Annotated in this window: 14 protein-coding genes and 1 pseudogene; 6 read left to right on the top strand and 9 right to left on the bottom strand. The window is 35.3% G+C overall.

Going from position 1 to position 17,369, the window contains the following annotated elements; genetic code table 11:
• Nucleotides 1-6: 6 nt before the first annotated feature.
• Genes LEP1GSC059_RS18050 through LEP1GSC059_RS18035 form a run of 4 tightly spaced genes read right to left on the bottom strand, consistent with a single transcriptional unit; the run spans nt 7 to nt 2,979 of the window.
• A complete protein-coding gene (locus LEP1GSC059_RS18050; protein WP_017214672.1) occupies nt 7-564 on the bottom strand; it encodes an SIS domain-containing protein in 558 nt (185 codons plus the stop codon).
• A 29-nt stretch (nt 565-593) separates the two neighbouring features.
• On the bottom strand, nt 594-1,691 hold the full coding sequence (locus LEP1GSC059_RS18045; RefSeq protein WP_017214671.1) for an NAD(P)/FAD-dependent oxidoreductase: 1,098 nt from the start codon (nt 1,689-1,691) through the stop codon (nt 594-596).
• A gap of 17 nt (nt 1,692-1,708) precedes the next feature.
• Complete coding sequence (locus LEP1GSC059_RS18040; protein WP_017214670.1) at nt 1,709-2,653, bottom strand: GDP-L-fucose synthase family protein; 945 nt, start codon at nt 2,651-2,653, stop codon at nt 1,709-1,711.
• Nucleotides 2,654-2,658: 5 nt separating this feature from the next.
• Complete coding sequence (locus tag LEP1GSC059_RS18035) at nt 2,659-2,979, bottom strand: MarR family EPS-associated transcriptional regulator (protein WP_017214669.1); 321 nt, start codon at nt 2,977-2,979, stop codon at nt 2,659-2,661.
• 1,134 nt (nt 2,980-4,113) lie between these two features.
• Here LEP1GSC059_RS18035 and LEP1GSC059_RS18030 point away from each other — a divergent pair.
• From LEP1GSC059_RS18030 to LEP1GSC059_RS18010, 5 genes are all read left to right on the top strand, one after another.
• The gene (locus LEP1GSC059_RS18030; RefSeq protein ID WP_017214668.1) at nt 4,114-5,544 is read left to right on the top strand and encodes an SBBP repeat beta-propeller lipoprotein, LipL53 family; all 1,431 of its coding nucleotides are present in this window, start codon (nt 4,114-4,116) and stop codon (nt 5,542-5,544) included.
• Nucleotides 5,545-6,259: 715 nt separating this feature from the next.
• Nucleotides 6,260-7,684, top strand: a complete 1,425-nt coding sequence (locus LEP1GSC059_RS18025) for an SBBP repeat beta-propeller lipoprotein, LipL53 family (protein ID WP_017214667.1) — start codon at nt 6,260-6,262, stop codon at nt 7,682-7,684.
• Nucleotides 7,685-8,496: 812 nt separating this feature from the next.
• Nucleotides 8,497-8,913: an Hsp20/alpha crystallin family protein gene (locus tag LEP1GSC059_RS18020; protein WP_017214666.1), complete on the top strand. Its 417-nt coding sequence runs from the start codon at nt 8,497-8,499 to the stop codon at nt 8,911-8,913.
• A gap of 20 nt (nt 8,914-8,933) precedes the next feature.
• Entirely contained in the window at nt 8,934-9,338 is a 405-nt protein-coding gene (locus LEP1GSC059_RS18015; protein WP_017214665.1) for an Hsp20/alpha crystallin family protein, read from the top strand.
• Nucleotides 9,339-10,630: 1,292 nt separating this feature from the next.
• Nucleotides 10,631-10,978: a DMT family protein gene (locus LEP1GSC059_RS18010; RefSeq protein ID WP_036026449.1), complete on the top strand. Its 348-nt coding sequence runs from the start codon at nt 10,631-10,633 to the stop codon at nt 10,976-10,978.
• Nucleotides 10,979-11,334: 356 nt separating this feature from the next.
• Here the strand turns inward: LEP1GSC059_RS18010 and LEP1GSC059_RS18005 are convergent, their stop codons facing one another.
• From LEP1GSC059_RS18005 to LEP1GSC059_RS22500, 5 genes and pseudogenes are all read right to left on the bottom strand, one after another.
• On the bottom strand, nt 11,335-11,931 hold the full coding sequence (locus LEP1GSC059_RS18005) for an SCO family protein (RefSeq protein WP_020981163.1): 597 nt from the start codon (nt 11,929-11,931) through the stop codon (nt 11,335-11,337).
• 350 nt (nt 11,932-12,281) lie between these two features.
• Nucleotides 12,282-13,319 (bottom strand): multicopper oxidase domain-containing protein, encoded by a 1,038-nt coding sequence (locus LEP1GSC059_RS18000; protein WP_017214662.1) that lies wholly within the window; start codon nt 13,317-13,319, stop codon nt 12,282-12,284.
• The gene (locus LEP1GSC059_RS17995) at nt 13,306-13,617 is read right to left on the bottom strand and encodes a PLDc N-terminal domain-containing protein (RefSeq protein WP_002178529.1); all 312 of its coding nucleotides are present in this window, start codon (nt 13,615-13,617) and stop codon (nt 13,306-13,308) included. The genes LEP1GSC059_RS18000 and LEP1GSC059_RS17995 overlap by 14 nt, the downstream gene beginning before the upstream one ends.
• Nucleotides 13,618-13,656: 39 nt before the next feature.
• The gene (locus LEP1GSC059_RS17990) at nt 13,657-15,678 is read right to left on the bottom strand and encodes a right-handed parallel beta-helix repeat-containing protein (protein WP_017214661.1); all 2,022 of its coding nucleotides are present in this window, start codon (nt 15,676-15,678) and stop codon (nt 13,657-13,659) included.
• A 95-nt stretch (nt 15,679-15,773) separates the two neighbouring features.
• Nucleotides 15,774-15,967, bottom strand: a pseudogene (locus tag LEP1GSC059_RS22500) (hypothetical protein).
• Between LEP1GSC059_RS22500 and LEP1GSC059_RS17985 the strand changes: the two are divergent.
• The gene (locus LEP1GSC059_RS17985) at nt 15,966-17,225 is read left to right on the top strand and encodes a sensor histidine kinase (protein ID WP_017214659.1); all 1,260 of its coding nucleotides are present in this window, start codon (nt 15,966-15,968) and stop codon (nt 17,223-17,225) included. The pseudogene LEP1GSC059_RS22500 and the gene LEP1GSC059_RS17985 sit on opposite strands and share 2 nt — an antisense overlap.
• Nucleotides 17,226-17,369 lie beyond the last annotated feature (144 nt).

Genomic DNA, 17,369 nt, shown 5'->3' with positions numbered 1-17,369 from the left:
TCTTATTTATTTAGCCTCACATAACCACTGCATACACATATGACCGACAATTACTTGTAAATCTTCGGATATTTGCATGTCATTAATCGGAAAGTGAATTGGATATTTTGCCAATTCTTTACACTTCCCTCCCGAAAATCCCAAAATTGCGTAGGTCGTCATACCGATACGATTTCCGACCTCAAGCGCCTTTACTACGTTAGGTGAATTACCACTCCCAGAAAGAACGATTAGAACATCACCTTTATTCGCTTTTACCTCTAATTGTTGAGAAAAAATAGTATCGTATCCTTCGTCATTGGCAAGGCAAGTAATGACGGCAGCATTCGCAGGCAAGGCTTCTACACGAAGCCCTATTCCGTTTTTTTTATCGATACCATAATTAAAATCATTCGCGAGATGAATTGCGTTTCCTGCACTTCCGCCGTTTCCACAAAGGAAAACTTGTTTTTTAGTCTCCCAAGCATCTTTCAATGAAAGTGCAAGACGTTCTATTTCGGATGCTCTTTCGGGAACAAGAACCGATTGAAGACGGCCAATATACGCATTGTAATGATCTAACATTTGCTTTCCTCTTACATAAAGAAAAATTACTAAATCAGTGATTTGACTAATAGAGAAACTTCTTCGCCAATCGAAGGAGAAGAAGTAAGTCCAGGACTTTCAATCCCAAGTAAATGAATCCAGGGGCGATTTTCTGGGTATTTTTTAATTACAAAATCAGCAATTGGTTTATTATCAAAAAATAACCTAGGTCTTAAACCTACGTAACCTTGGATCAAATCTTCTTCAGTGTAATAATTTGTAATATTTTTTAAAGAATTAAAAAAAACATCTCTAGACGTTTGAAATTTATAATCCGTTTTAGATTCAGCCCAATTAGAATTTGGACCTGCGTATGACTCGCCATTGAGATGAAACGTATAATGAACACCTAATGCAGTACTTGAATAAGACGGAAGAGGATAGACTAATTTTTTAAATGGAAGCTCTCTTCTTAAACGGTAATACTCACCTTTATTTGGGCGAATCTCATATTTTAATTCTTTCAACTGCTTTATAAGCTCATCTGAATGAAGACCTCCGGCGTTAACAATACAATCGGCTTCAATTTCTTCCATTCGTCCTGACTGCATATCACAAAAAAAAGGAACTTCTTCTTGAAAAAGAAATCGTTTGCCTTTAATAAAAGTGACTCCAGAATTTTCACATTCTTTCCAAAGCGCTTTTAAATAAAGAGAAACATCGACTACCCCGGTTTTAGAAATATGAATTGCATTTTCTCCCAAAAGGAAAGGATATTCAGAAGTAAGATTTTTTATATAAAATGTATCTTGAATATTATACTTTACAGATTTGCTATAAAGTTCTTCTAACTTTTCTTTTTTTTGTAACTCAATAGAAGGATCTTCTTTAGCTCCAGTCGTAATTATCTTGCCGCAAATATTATAAGGGACATTAAATTGATTAAAAAATTCTAGTGATAATTCGTAACCTCTAAGGCAGTGTTTTAATTTTTGTGAATCTTCGGAATAGTAAATCCCAGAATGTAAAACTCCGGAATTTCTTCCGCTAATACCATCACCTCTATTTTCCGAGGCATCACATAAATAAATATCTAATTGGGTGTTTTTAGAAAGTTGATAAGCGACCCAACTCCCTACTATACCGGAACCTATTACTAAGATCAAATGGTTAAATACACCCTTTATATTGCCATTTTATAATCTTCAAACGCCAACCGAATTCCTTCTTTCAATCCTACCTGATGTTTCCACCCCATTTTATGAAGTTTAGAAACGTCCAAAAGTTTACGGGGAGTGCCGTCCGGTTTAGTAAGATCGAAAGTCAAAAGCCCTTGATATTCGACTACTTCTTTAACGGTCTCCGCTAATTCACGAATACTTACTTCAATGCCACTTCCGACATTGACGTGTTCTCCGCCTTTCGGATCTCCAGTCACATCGTAATTCTTCATTAAAAAGACGCAAGCACTTGCCATATCGTCTGAATATAAGAATTCTCTTAAGGGTTTACCGGTTCCCCAAATGATCACTTCCGGAAGATTTTTTATTTTAGCCTCATAAAAACGACGGATTAAAGCAGGAAGGACGTGAGAATTTTCAGGATGATAATTATCTCCAGGGCCGTAAAGATTGGTAGGCATAACGGAAATAAAATTTGTGCCATATTGACGATTATAACTCTGACACATTACAATCCCCGCAATTTTAGCAACCGCATAAGGTTCGTTAGTTGGCTCTAATTTACCGTTCAACAACTGTCCTTCGTCCATTGGCTGTTTAGCAAACTTAGGATAAATACAGGAAGACCCTAAAAAGAGAAGTTTTTTTGTTTTAAACCGAAAACAAGCATCTATGATATTATTTTGAATTTGAAGATTAGAAAAAATGAATTCTGCCGGATAACTGTTGTTAGCGTGAATTCCACCCACTTTTGCCGCAGCCAAAAAAACATACTCGGGACGATTTGTTTCAAAGAACTCGTTGACTTTGGATTGTTTCGTAAGATCCAATTCCGCGTGAGTTTTACCTAAAATGTTTTCGTAACCTTCTTTTTTTAAAACGCGTTCAATCGCAGAACCTACAAGCCCTTTATGACCGGCGATATAAATCTTTGATTTCTTTTCCATCGCCTTTATTGTTCTCCGATTTCCTTTTTTAATTCTTCGATTTCTTTTTGAATCTCTTCGTATTCTTGCATCTTCAATTTCAGATAACGGACAGTAATACGAGCCTTTTCTTCAATTCCAGTCGGAGTTAAAAAATATGCGTAAGCAAGTTTATGTTTACTATTTTTGAAATTTCTCGCCTTGATCCATCCCTTATCCATCAATGCTTTTAGACAATAATTCACCTTTCCTAAACTGATTCCTAAAATTTCGGAAATTTCTCTTTGATTTACTTCTGGATTTTCTTCCAGAATTCTCAAAAGTTTGTGTCTTAGCGCATCGTTCATTAAAGCATTAAAAAAGAATGAATTGAATTTGAAAAAGAAGCTAAAAGAAAGGCTTTAGTATAGCTTCGCCGGGTCAGTCCCAGTCGTCGGGAAATCTAGATTCAGCAAAAAGTTTATGGGACATTTTGTCAAGAAAATTTGTTCAACCATTGAACAGATCATTCTCTAATTTCAAAATTAAATCTTCAAAAATGTAAGAAGATTTTCACGACGCGAAAGAAACATGACTCTTACTTTTGGAAAAATTAATTCTAATTTTCTACCACCAAATTAATGTTAAATGAAGCTAAAATTTGACTTGTAGAAATTCAAAACAATGTATTTCAAAACATTAATTCAACATCCGGTACTCCAATAGCGCTCGGTGTTCTTTAACCCGTAAAAACTCTATTGATCTCGTTTTTAGGCTGCGTGTAAAAGTCCCATAAACGTCAAGAACAGTAAGTTTTAAAGATTTCTTTATTGCGACTCACTCTAAATTAACGTGAGTTCGACGTAAGAAAACCGGGGCGAATCCGGCTTGCCACAGGCAGCCGGCCGGGCTCTCAGCTATGGTCAATAAATTGCATACAGGAAACATAATACAACAATCGTCTTTAGATTCAATTTATTGACCCTAAAACGCTTTCGTAAAAAGCGTTTTGCTGAGTTAACGCGACCCAGGAAACTCAGCGAATGCCTCTCTAAGGAGAGGCATTCAGGAGAGTGTTTTGCTTTAGTTCATTCATCGATCCCTTTCGCGTTAGGTCGAACTCACGTTAAATTAGGATGTTTTTATAAAATCCAAAAATAAAAACTCTCGCATCAAACTTGCCTATTCAATCGTTGTTTGGTGGCATTCTTCTAAAATCGTTTTGTAATTTTTTTAAAAATATAGAATTTTATAGATTCAATATTCTGAATATTATTTTCCTTACAAATTGAATTCATTGAAACAATTTTTGTATTTTCAAATTGTCTTTCAGAAGCTAAAAACTTCCGCTTACTTCTAAAACCGACTCTTTTTATATCTTAAGCAACCCATAACGTTTCGCGTTATTTAAAACCGTAGGTCAAATCTCCCTATCACAACAAAAATTTCTATCGCGAAATCTATCAAGAATGAAGTCTCTCTTAAAATAAGGGTAAAATAATATGTTTCAAATTTACATTTTTATTTTTGTTTTTACATTCTTTCAAAATTGCAATCTTGCTAATATGCTTGGCATACCTCGTCCCGAATCGGACGGTTTATGGATGCAGTTCGTTTTTAGAGAGAACGCGGAAATAATACATATTGACCATTTTCCAGAAGAAAACGGTATTGAGGAAGAGAGGGAAGAAGCAAAGAACTTTGAGTTAAAACAAACCATAATAACCGGAGTTCCTCATGCACATACCATTAATAGAAGTATTACGGTGGATGAAAATGGTTTTATATACGTGGCAGGAGACACAAACGGAGAACTTTACATCGCAAGAAACATAGGAATGAGAGATCTTACCATCATCAAATATGATTCTCGAATGAATCAAATTTGGGCAAAACAAATCGGAAATGCAGGTGTTGCTTTAGAAGCAAAGGGAATTGCGGTAGATCAGAACGGAAATATATTCGTAACCGGCATTACAGACGGCAACTTTCGGCGCGTTCTTTCAGGAAGACAAGATTTGTTCCTAATGAAATTCGGCTCCAACGGAAACTTAATCTGGTCGGAGCAAAAAGGGTATAGAAATGGCAGAATAACACCTAACGCTATTACGATAGATCGATCAGGAAGTTCTTATATAGTTGGTGAAACGGACAGTTTTTCTGGAAATTCGCAATTTGGACATTACGGATTTATCATTAAGTTTAAATGGGACGGAGGAGAGGATTGGCGTAAACATGTTAACATTCAAAATACAAGAAGTCATCCTACCGGAGTTGCCTTTGATAGAACGACCAATAGTGTTTTTATGGTCGGCCACGGAACTGCAAACTATCTAAATGGAACAAACCAAGGAATTGGAACTGAAAATCTTTTTATCTATAATTACGATGAACAAGGCAATCAGCACTATTTTACCGGACTAGGTTCGGCTTTAGGTTCGGTTACGAATTGTCACGTAACCATTGATCCGTTCGGAAATATCCTAGTGGGAGCAAAGAGCAACGCTCGTTTTGATCCGCTTTTAGGGGGAAATAATTTTCTTGGAACGATCTTAAAACACAATATCCAAACTAACAATCAAGAATGGATCCGACAATTCGGTCCTATTGATAACCAAGCGGATACCGAAATCAACGGGATCACCACCGACGAAAACGGAAACATTTATACAATCGGTTACAGCACAGGAAATGTCTTAGACGACGGTAGAATCGGATCCATAGGAAGGTCGGATGTATTTCTTGCAAAACACGATTCGTCCGGACAAATTGAATTTATACGGCGAATCGCCACCCCCGGTGCAACAATAACCGCTTCAGGAATCTCGTCAGATTCGAGAGGAAATACTTATGGTCTTGGACATACAAATAGTTCAATCAATGGCTCTCCTCTTCTTGGATCCCAAGGAGCATTCATTGTTCGATACAGATAACGTGGGAGTTTCCACGCGATTCCAGAATCGGCTTACTATATGATGTTATTATAACACTCAGAATTATAAAATAGAGCCCGTCCTTAAAGGAAAATTCATCTCAAAATTTATAGTTTAAGGATCAGTAATAATTTCTCTACAATTTAAACTAAGTTATTTTAGGAATTTATAATAAACTTTTCTGAAAGTTCTCATTAGAGTTGTTGAAAAATTAATTCTCCAACTGTTTTCTATTCCATGGAAACGGGCAATTGAAGCAGTTTGTTCAATTGAACTATGGAATTTTTCAACAACTCTATTCTTGTATAAACTGATTTAGCGCCAAATTCGTGTTTTACGAAATTTTAATCTCATCTTTTTATAAAAATTTCCAATAAAAAAATCTTATTTTTTTGATTCACCATAAAAATAAAATCATCTCTAAACTTTTCTGTTTTTTAGTTTTTTCTTTCAGAAAAAATTCTCCCAAAAGACTACACCCATTTTTTATTTTGTAATTTCAGGAAATTCCAACAATATGACAAACTCTGTTCTTGTCCAAAAACTGGATATAGGGTTTATCTCAGATTCTTTTTTTTGAATATTTATATTCCTTAATCAATACTGATACATTCTTTTCCTAAAGATATAGGGCAAATTACCCTATCTTAAATTAAATTTCTATTCTAAAAATACTAGATAATTTAAGTCGTATATCTGTTCGAAAAATATAACGATGAAACAGTTTTACTTTCTTTTATTTATATTCTTTCCAATGTGCACCGCTAAAGTAGTGGGCGTGCCAGACCCCGGACCAAACGATCTTTGGATACAACTGCTCATTCGTGATAAAATCGAAGAAATCATAGACAACGAAGACTTATTCGATACAATTACCTATCCAGATTCGAACAATATAATATTAAAAAAGACTTTACTACTCGGAGCGCCTAACGCACACACTAGCGGCAAAAATTTAATCGTGGGCGCAAGAAGTTCTATCTATATTACGGGAGAAACAACCGGAGGGGTTTATAATGCTACATCCGTTGGAATTCAAGACTTAATTTTTGGAAGATATGATTCTCAAATGAACCCAATTGGAAATAGTACTCGTCAAATTGGAAATGCAGGAGTAAGTTTAGAAGTGCAAGACATTGCAGTCGACTCAAACGGAAACATATATATAACTGGCAATACTAAAAATCATTTTAGAGGCATTCAACTCTTTGGAGCGACTGATATATTTCTAATCAAACTAGATCCAGATGGAAATGAACTTTGGGGAATACAAAAAGGTTTTGCTAATAGCGCGCTTTCGCCTGCAAAGATCATATTAGACTCGCTTGAAAACGTTTACATAACCGGAAGATCGACCGGACCTTATGGAGGCACTAAAAGTGGAGCCAATGGATTTATCGCCAAGTTTAGTAATGTTGACGGAAATGAAGAATGGGCTAAACAAATTGCATTTCCACAAGCACAAAGTTTTCCGACGGGACTCACTTTCGACAAAACAACAAATATGATTTATGTAACCGGAATCACTGATGCAGACTTTAAAAATAACAAGAAACCCGCAATTGGACAAAATGACATTTTTATTTTCAAATATGATTCTCAAGGGAATCGTCAATTTTTTGCCCAGCTCGGCACTGTTTCTAAATCCCTAGATAACGCATCCATAACTGTGGATTTATCTGGAAATGTTTTTGTAGGTGGAACGAGTAATGGTCGTTTTAATCAGCAACTAGGCGGGACGAGTTGGCTCGGAACCATAGCTAAATACGATTCACTTGGCACCTTAGAATGGATTCAACAATTCGGACCAACAAGCAGCGTTCCTCAAAAACATGCTGTAATACTCTCAATCATAACCGATATACACGGAAATGTTTTTACTACGGGATATACAAATGGAAATATCTTAGACGGAGGAGATGATTCTTTAGGAGTTCAAGACGCATTTATTACAAAACACAACTCCTCCGGACAAGTTCTATGGACAGAACAGATTGGAATCCCCGGCGCAACCATTTCCGGAAATGGATTAGGACTTGATCCTCAGGGGAACCTCTACGTTATCGGAAATACAGATAGAGGAATCAACAAGACTCCAGTTATTGGAAGACGGGATATGTTTCTTGTAAAATATAAATAATCATTTTTTAAAAGTTTCTCTCAAGGAGTTACTTTCAAATTCTGTTTTTTGATCCAGGGTAGATTTATTTTGAAACATTTTGAATATTATCAGAATGTAAATTACTCTGAACTATATACTTAAGTACTTAAGCATTTTGCACTTGTAATAGAATTTTGTAATAAAAATTTATGGTATTCAATTTTATAGGATCAATAGTGAAAAAAATTAGAAAGAGCATATTTTAAAAAAACAACCGAACATCTTGCCGCATTAGGTTCTATCTGATTTGTATATAAAAACAGGAATTTTTTTGAAAATGTGGGAACTACCACTTAAAAAGTCTCTCTAACAAAAATTGCTTTAGACAAAACTCATAAAAACGTAGTTCCTAAAATAAAAATGATCGTAAATACAACATAATCTGTGGGAATTTTCACAAATGCAAAGGGGTTTATGTGAGATGCCCCCGTTTTAATACTATTGCTAAAAAAACCTTAAAAGACTTAAAAGAACGTCTTAAATGTTCCTTTCCCAAAAATATTATGTGGTCTTTCTTGAATTGTATGAGTTCCCACAATTTTACAATTTATGCATAAAATCGTAGTTTGCGGTAGTTCCCACGTTTTAGAAATGATCTGCAAAGTTCAAATCCAACTTTTTTCAGAAAAATGAATCATGACCAAGCTCGTATTAGTAAGGTTCCCAATCTCGTTTTTTTCATCAATTAGCACTTAATAAAAAAGATTGCTAATTTTTTAAAAAAATGCTGGAACTTTTTTTACTTTTTAGCACTCTAAGTTTTAGATTGCCAAAAAGAGGAATAAACAATCATGAACCAATTTAGAATCTTTGAAGACCTTCATAAGCTACAGAATCAGTTTTCCAATCTTTGGGACCCGTTTTTACTCAATGGTGGAAGTGCTTATCCCGCTTTGAATATATACAAAGGAAACGATTCAGTTACAATTACGGCTCTGATTCCTGGAATCGATCCGGAAAAATTGGAAATCACCGTAAGCGGAAATCAGCTTCATCTGAATGGAGAAGCTCTTGCAAAGGAACCAAAAACGAATCCGGGGGCCAATCGAGTAGAAAGATTCCATGGAAAATTTCATAGGACATTGGAACTTCCTACAGAAGTAGATTCCGAAAAAGCAAATGCAGAATTTAAAAATGGAGTTTTAACTCTTATCCTACCGATTCGGGAAAATGTAAAACCACGTAAAATTCAAATTCAAACCAACTAACAACAATTAGGAGAAATACAATGACCAGTGCAGTTTTAAATCAAAAAAATCATTCTGATCAAGAGAATCATACTTTTGAAGAAACCAAAAAAGAAAAAGTGAGAGTTCTTATTCCCAGAGTGGACATCTATTCCGATGAGGAAAATATCTATCTGCTCGCCGACCTCCCAGGCGTGAAAGAGAAAGACGTTCAAGTCCAATTAGAAAAAGACCAGTTGACCGTCTCTGGAAAAACTTCAAATAAAGACATATCCGGAGAACTTAGATATTCTGAGTTTCGTACTGGAGAATATAGAAGAGCTTTCACTCTTACAGAATCTGTAGAAGAGGATCGTATCTCTGCGGTTTATAAAAATGGAGTCTTAAATCTGACTCTTCCAAAGAAAAAACCTCTCACTAAAAAAATAGAGGTTCGTTCCGAATAAACTTTGTTCGTCGGCGGATTCATTTTCCAAAAATCCGCCGACAGAACTTACTTTTTAGATTGATTCGAGAGATTGAAATCACATTCAACAAAGACGCGTTAGTCTAAAACCCAACACTGAAAACCCCAAATCGTTTGGGGTTCTTTTTTTATGTATATTAAGAAAGAAAGACCTTTCCAAATCAAAGAATCTAAATCTTATCAGGAAATCTTACTACTAAGACGCATGAAAATAATATTACCATAAATTCGTTTCAAAAGTTAGAATATACAATTTCCTTTAAAAACGGCCAACAATTCCGAATTAGATGCAATTTTTGAGGACTCCCATATTTTTGTAAAATCGACGGTTAATTTCGGTTATCATTTTCATACATCCTTGTAACAATAAAAAGTATGAGTTCCCACAAATTTTGTCTCAAGTTTAGCAATTTTGAAAAGATTCTTCCTAAATAACGTGAGGCCACCCATGAATTGAAATCTGAACCTTATAGATCGATTCCTAAAATGTGGGAACTACCTCAATTTAAAAAATAGAAATTTATAACAATTGAATTTGTCGTATTGAATGCGGAACTCACGCAAAACTTAATTTGTTTATAAAATTATGTGGGAACTACTGCAAATCGCGATTTTACAAGCAAATTCTAAAATTGTAGGAACTTATACTTTTGAAAATTAGTTCTTTGAACTCACATTAAAATGGGTTCTAAATTTCGATGATCGCCGTAAAACAATGGTTTTGTGCAAAAATCTGGTTGGACAATGATTCTTTTTGTATTTCATAGTAGTTCCTAGAATTTTCAAAATTTAATTGTGAATCCACGATTTGTAAGAGTTCCTACATTATAATATATTGGGAATAAATTCAAAATGAAAGTTATCTAAAAAACATTAGATTACTTTGAACCGTTTCTAGTCTACATTCAAAACTATGTGAATAGAGTTGTTGAAAAATGAATTCGCCACTTAGTTTCTGTTTCATGGAAACGGTCGATTGAATCAGTTTTATTGATCGTTACTATGAAATTTTTCAACATTCTAATAAAGTACCAATATTTTACACTCAAACAATCCTCTATAATAAAAATTTACAACACTCGATTTTACAAAGATCAGTAATAGCCCCAGAAAACAAAAAGCATACGAATTCAAATCAGAAAAAACGGTAGAATATAAGATCTTATATCATTATACTTCCAAAAAACAAACAATAGATAATCAAACAAATCCACTACGATAAAATTTAAATTGGAATTGCCTTTCTTAGAAACCACAAATTCATATTCTTTTATGAAAACCTTCCTTCTACTCATTTGTTCCAATCTTTTTATGACCTTCGCGTGGTACGGTCATTTAAAATTTTTTCACGGTTGGAGTTTACCCCTTACAATTTTTTTAAGTTGGGGAATTGCACTTTTCGAATATATACTGATGGTTCCCGCCAATCGAATCGGATATAACGAAGAAGGTTACAGCACGTTTCAACTCAAGATTTTACAAGAGATCATCACAATTAGCGTTTTTATCTTATTCGCTTCCTTAGTATTAAAGGAAAAAATTAAATGGAATCATGCAGTAAGTTTTCTTTTAATTTTGGCGGCGGTAGGATTTGCTTTTTATGATAAAACACATTCTTAGCCGCTTGTTAACCAAACCAAAATGGCTATAAAATCGTTACTTACAAATCTAAATGACCGATTTTAATATTCTAAAAAATTAATATTTCGGGCGCTTCCTGCGTTTAAATCCATTTGAAAAATAAAATAAAAATTGTACAAAACGCAGGCCGGGCTCTCCTCTCCGGTCAAGTTATTGAAAAAATAATTCAATTATAAAATCTATTTTGAAAAGATCAATAACTTGACCCCGAGTCGATCCCTAGCGCAGTTAGAAGTAAAGTGTTCAGTATTATTTTAAATTGATAAAATACTTCTCGATTGTTTTACAGTAAGAAGCGATCACAAGTAAAACATTGCAGTAGTAAAATTGAATCTTTAAAGAAAACGTCTAATTTCTTTCGCGATTGCCTTTCCATCCATCCCTCCCGGAAAGGTCATTAGAATCCTACTTTGAGCGTCTAAAACATAAATAAAAACAGTGTGATCCACCGTATACCCTCCCTCCAATTGAGGTGTATTGACCTTTTTAGACACAACTCCAAACGCATTCTGCAAAGAATCTAGTTTCAATTTTTCACCCGTTAAAGCGACAAGCTTGCCTTCGGGAAACTGTTTTACATATTTTGCAAGTAGCGACGGTGAATCTCTTTCTGGATCTACACTGATAAATACTGGAGTCAAATTTTTACCCTCGTCTCCTAGTTCTTTAACAGCCAAAGACATATCTATCAATGCTCTTGGACACATATCCGGACAATGTGAAAATCCAAAATAGACTAGTTTGAGTTTGCCTGGAATTTGGTTTAAAGGAATTTCAAGGTTTTGAGTATTCTTCAAAGTAACCTTAGACCATTCTTCTACAAAAATAGGTTCTTGAATTATAGCCAATCTAGATTTCCATACTTTCCAACCAAAAAAACCTAGACCGATTCCAAAAAATAACACTACTACAAAAAGAATTCTTTCTTTCAAAACTTTCACCTAGATACGCTATTATATTACTGATCTCTATAAAATTGAGTACCGTTAATTTTATCACAAAACACTGATTCCATGCAAAATATTAGGTACTTTATTATATAATTATGAATAACTTGAATTCGTATAAAAAATAAACATCAACCGCTTTCAATCTAAAACTTTGCATAATCAATACCATCTATATAGATCTACATTAGAATTGTTGAACAATTAATTTTCTTCCGTTTTTTTCATTAAAACGAATCGAGAAAATCTTTTATAGATATGGATTTTTTCGAAAACTCTATTCAAAAAACTTTTTGTTGAGTTCTTAGAATTTCAAATTGATTACTTACGTTAAGCTACACCGCAACGATCCAGCCCATTGCACCCTTCTCCGCCATTTTTGTTTGATGAGGATGAAACATATACCTTCCTCTTTTAGGAAGAGTAAATTCTAAAATCACCCTTTCTGTTTGTCCCAGAGTGACCACGTCTGTATGATCGTCTGGAACGAGCCTGGTTCCAGTTCGAAACACGTCAAATGTCTGAGCGTGTAAATGAAAAGATGCAACCGGTTCGTATTCACACATGTTTGCGATATAAAGACGCACCTTTTGACCAACCGGAACCTTGATTGGGTATCGATCGTAAAAACCAGCCATCCCGTTCCAACAAAAAAGATCATTCTTCCCTTTGTCTTCTAAATCCCATCCAGAAAGGATCAACATAAATTCGTGTGCAGGCGGACGCCCTCCGGGAGGATCCACGATCAAACCTCCATAAAGACCTTTTGCCATATGACTAGCCAATGGAGGAACGTGACAATGATATGGATGAAATCCAATCGGACCCGCAGTCAATTGATACATTTTTTCACCACCAATAACGACAGGTTCCCAGCCGTCTTCGTTTGGGTCGTGACTTCCGTGAAAGTGGATTGAATGTGGATGTTCAGAATCGTTTCTAAGAGTGATTTCCATCCTCTGTCCCAATTTGGCTCGGATCACTGGACCGGGAACCATTCCGTTAAAAGTCCAAGCCTTGACCACAGTATTGTGTGCAACCGTCAAAGGAATTTCTACAATGCTAATGTGTTGTTTTAAAATCGGTCCCGAAGAAGAAATTTCTAGATTCTTCAAATCCATCCGGTTTAAAAAGGTGGGATCAATATGAAAGGGAGGATGTACCATACTCCCGTAAGAATTATTCCCCGGATTTCCAGGGATGGAAGTTTCTTTATTAACTCCTACGATTCCAGGTCGTATTTTACAAAGTAGACCACTCTTTTCGTCGTCTCCGATAGAACTAATTCCTGCTCCGGCGGCTAAACCAGCACCTCCGATTCCGATCCACTTGAGAAACTGTTTACGATTCAACTTCTTTTTAAAATTTAGCAACCGAAGTGACTAAAATAATCAGCACTAAAATTCCAACTCCTCCATAAACGAGTATGTTTTTTAACCAAGAAGGAATTTTAGATCCACCCGCAACGAGATAGGCGCCCGCCCCTAAAATTGGTATCAAAAGAATGGCACCAGTCCAGATAGAACCAATTTTGGAATCTACATCCTCTCTTTTTACTAAATCCGAAAGAGCCAAAGGCGCCAGAAGTGTGTAGAGTATAAACGGAAAGTAATACCCGTAAAAGTTGAATAACAAAGCAAAAAATCCAGGTCCGCCTATAGTTTGTTCCATAATGTTCTCCTATAATTATTTCTGAATATTTTAAAATACTTAACTGATCGTTTTGGTTCCGACTCCGTTCATCAAAGAGATTCCAGTATAAGCCAAAAGCAAGAAGAATACAATCAATCCACCCCAAACCAAAGTTCTTCGAAACCAGTTCGGATATTTATTTCCGCCTACAACCAGATAAATCGCAGGGCTTAAAATCGGAACAAAAAGGATCGCTATTATCCAATAGAGCTTTCCGTTTAATTCTAAATCCGTTCTATCTTTCAGATCCAACAAAGACATAGAAGTCCAACAGATATAAATTGCAAACGGAAGTAAAAATCCCAACCAATGATAGAAAAACGGAAAAAGACCAATCGGCTTTACGAGAGTAATTGCACCTGTAGTAGGTGCCGGTTTTCTAGGAATCGTTTTTAATATCTCTTCCGCTTCTTTAGGAAGTTTCACTTGATTTAAATCCAGATTAAAATCTTCAAATGCGGTTAACGCAGGTTTTACGGGAGCCGCACTTCCTAAGGGCATATTCATTTGTGGAACTGGAATGGGTTGTTCTTTATAATTTCCAGAAGGGAACCTTCCACCGGAAGCCTGGACCATCAAACCCAGAGCACCGAGCATCATAGAAAGATCTCCTCCCATCGGAAGCCGTATCAGCGAACCACAGCCGTTCCATTTTTCTAAAAACGCTGGAAGTTCGGTTCTATATTGGTTACCGGAAAAACAGTTACCAGTACTCATCGGACCTACCAAAGTAATATCCGCTCTTCCTGAGTTATAAACTATATTATCTTGAACTACGTTGTTATGTGAAAGCCAAAAGTTTTCGTCCAAGTTAGGAAGAATTACAATTCCATTGTTTTGGTGTTCAATAACTACATTCTTTCGGATCACATTAGAAAGACCTCCCGCGATCAAAATCCCATTTCCAAAAGAAGGATATTCTAAAGCTGCAATCGGCGCCTTAGGATTATTGTTGTTATAAACTAAGTTTCCTAGAATTGTACTTTCTCTTTCTGGAGGAAGTAATTCCCTATCCAGAGTATTCGGTGCAAGACCTACGATATTATTCTTCCAAACGGAACCAATCAAATAGAGCTCTCCTCCCGCGTTGGTTCCAGAATAACCCAAAGCGTTATGTTCCGAAACTACGTCATAGATAATCGCCTTACAAGGATAACACTGTCCTATATAAATTCCGGAATCGGGAGAACCAGAAGCGTAAGAATGTTCGATCACTCCGTTTATAGAATCAAACGCATAAATTCCGTAGTCACCGTTGTTATGTGCTGTGAGATAAGAACCTCTATATCCTTTTACACCCGTCCAATAAAAGCCGTTTAACGTGGCGTTTCTTGCCGTCAGATTTTCAATTACAACTCCATCCGCCGCAACTACCATGATCCCATTTCCCCTTTGAAACTGGCCGTCTATGATTACTTTGTTACGGTCCACTCCTCGAATTGTAATCGAAGGAGTTGTCACTGTAACTTCTTCCAGATAAATACCTTCGCTGATCAAAACTAGATCGCCCGGATTTGAAGCATCCACTGCATTTTGAATCGTAGGATAGGAGGAAGGAACTTTACGAGTTGTTCCAGAAAATTGAGAAACATTTTTCCAAGATTTCCCGGATTTTGCGGCGGGGTTATAAGGAACGTTTCCTACTACAATATCTCCCACCATTCCATTTTTACCGTCTGGAGTCGCATGAAAAGAACAGAAATAAGGAAAAACACCTTCTTTTGGAAAAGAAACTTTCGTTTTTGTTCCTCGAGACATGACTATATTTCCAAAAGACTTTTCTGTAGACCAATTTTTATCCACTGAAATCGCGTTATGTGGATTGTTTCCGGAATTGATAAATTCTACAATTCCACCGACTGGAATTTTCTGCATCGGAGGAGAAAAAGAATTATCAATCATCAATACGTGTGCAAAACCACTGATCTCATCTTTTTTTTCTCCGGAACAAGCCGAAATTAAAATCCCGAATAAAATTCCAATCCAGAGTAAACCGAACCAATAAACAACTTTTGTAGTTTCAAAATTTAGTATTTTCATGAACCCCCCTGGGCTTTTAAGGAATTTTATTGTATACTGAATCTGAGGATTGTTCTGAATAGGACTGCACAACATTTACATTCGATCTAAAGAAGTTATACGTTATACGGTAAAATAAACCATTTCAAACTATCAACGGCTTCAAAATCTATTGTTTTCAGAATAATGAGCAAAAGCTCACATATTTTAAAAAACTCAAGACAAAAATAAGATGAGAAAGATTTTTCCGGAACCGAATTGAACGTTTGTTATTTCGCAATCGGAAAGTTGTAAATGTTTGGATCGACATGAATCTTTTTTCTCATTTCGAAAAATCATTCAAACTGCTCTCTCATCGTTCTACCTACTTGAGCGTTTGGAAAAGAAACATCATACAAGTCATTTTGATTTTAGTTTCTTGTTTTGGTTTTTTAATTTATATCCCAAGCGTATATTTAGCCTGGCAACAAGGACTAGGAGAAGTAGTCATCTTAGACACTCTTGCACTTCTTTTAGTATGGTTTTTATTACTACTTCCAAATCGATTCTACAAACCTAAATCTTACTTTTTAGTATCCTTAATTTTTATCTTAGGTTGTTTACTTTATACTAAAATCGGTTTAGAAGGAGCAGGAATTCTTTGGTTATTTTTGGTTCCCGTTTTTTGCGGAATTTTTTTAGACCGTGTTTTTGCATTTTGGAGTTGGATGATCACATCTGCCTTCGTTTTTTCAGGAATCCTTTTTATTCATTATAAAATCTGGACCGGATCGACTACTTTCTTTCAAGTTTTTGTAATAGGAGCTAACTTTACTTTTTTATGCGGGATTCTTATGTTTTTGATCTTAGAAATCTTAAATGGAATCCGAAAACAAAAACGTCTATTTCTAATTTACAAAAATACAAACAGAAAACTTCAAAATAAAATTCTAACTCACACAAAAAAAGAATCAGAACTGATAGAATCTTTAAATCATAAAGAAACTTTATTTAAAGAAATCCAACACAGAGTAAAAAACAATATTCATTTGATTTTAGGAATGTTGAATTTGGATCGAGAAAAAGCAGAATCAGAACTCGCTAAAAAGGCGATCGAATCAGCAATCGATCGGATTCAATCAATGGGCATTGTTCAGGAATATCTATTTTTAAACGATTCATACAAAGTCGTTCAAACCAAGGAATATTTAAATACATTAGTAAATCATATTTTTATTTCTTACGGTCCAAACGACGGAAGTATTCAATTAAATTGTAATATAGCAGAAACACTACTTTCGGTTGACAAGGCAATTCCTTGCGGATTGATTTTAAATGAATTAATGATCAATTCTTTCAAACACGCTTTTCCAGAAAATCGTAAGGGCAAAATTACAGTATCGTTTCAAAAATCGGATTCCGGGTATTTCATTTTAGAAATCTCAGATAACGGAATCGGAGAAAAATCGGAAAAAAGTAAATCTATGACAGGAATGAGTCTAATTCAAGCGTTTTGTTTTCAATTAAGAGGGGAATTAGAAATAGAAAAGGAGAACGGATTTTTAGTTCGAGTTCGTTTTTTTTCTTAAACGTCTATTTCAATTAAAAAAACATAAACTTAAAGTGAGTTCGACGTAAGAAAATCTGGACGAAATCTAACTTGTCTATGACAGCGTGAACCACGCCCTCAACTCTGGTCAATAGATTGTATAAAGGAAATAGGATACAACAAT

Source organism: Leptospira noguchii serovar Panama str. CZ214 (genome assembly GCF_000306255.2).
Lineage (GTDB): Bacteria > Spirochaetota > Leptospiria > Leptospirales > Leptospiraceae > Leptospira > Leptospira noguchii.
This window is presented reverse-complemented; position numbering and strand designations above follow the sequence as displayed.

What these genes read in the sequence shown, in the direction of transcription:
- LEP1GSC059_RS18050 (WP_017214672.1), bottom strand. Translation starts at nt 564, where the DNA reads ATGTTAGATCATTACAATGCGTATATTGGCCGTCTTCAATCGGTTCTT.
- LEP1GSC059_RS18040 (WP_017214670.1), bottom strand. Translation starts at nt 2,653, where the DNA reads ATGGAAAAGAAATCAAAGATTTATATCGCCGGTCATAAAGGGCTTGTA.
- LEP1GSC059_RS18035 (WP_017214669.1), bottom strand. Translation starts at nt 2,979, where the DNA reads ATGAACGATGCGCTAAGACACAAACTTTTGAGAATTCTGGAAGAAAAT.
- LEP1GSC059_RS18030 (WP_017214668.1), top strand. Translation starts at nt 4,114, where the DNA reads ATGTTTCAAATTTACATTTTTATTTTTGTTTTTACATTCTTTCAAAAT.
- LEP1GSC059_RS18025 (WP_017214667.1), top strand. Translation starts at nt 6,260, where the DNA reads ATGAAACAGTTTTACTTTCTTTTATTTATATTCTTTCCAATGTGCACC.
- LEP1GSC059_RS18020 (WP_017214666.1), top strand. Translation starts at nt 8,497, where the DNA reads ATGAACCAATTTAGAATCTTTGAAGACCTTCATAAGCTACAGAATCAG.
- LEP1GSC059_RS18015 (WP_017214665.1), top strand. Translation starts at nt 8,934, where the DNA reads ATGACCAGTGCAGTTTTAAATCAAAAAAATCATTCTGATCAAGAGAAT.
- LEP1GSC059_RS18010 (WP_036026449.1), top strand. Translation starts at nt 10,631, where the DNA reads ATGAAAACCTTCCTTCTACTCATTTGTTCCAATCTTTTTATGACCTTC.
- LEP1GSC059_RS17995 (WP_002178529.1), bottom strand. Translation starts at nt 13,617, where the DNA reads ATGGAACAAACTATAGGCGGACCTGGATTTTTTGCTTTGTTATTCAAC.
- LEP1GSC059_RS17990 (WP_017214661.1), bottom strand. Translation starts at nt 15,678, where the DNA reads ATGAAAATACTAAATTTTGAAACTACAAAAGTTGTTTATTGGTTCGGT.
- LEP1GSC059_RS17985 (WP_017214659.1), top strand. Translation starts at nt 15,966, where the DNA reads ATGAATCTTTTTTCTCATTTCGAAAAATCATTCAAACTGCTCTCTCAT.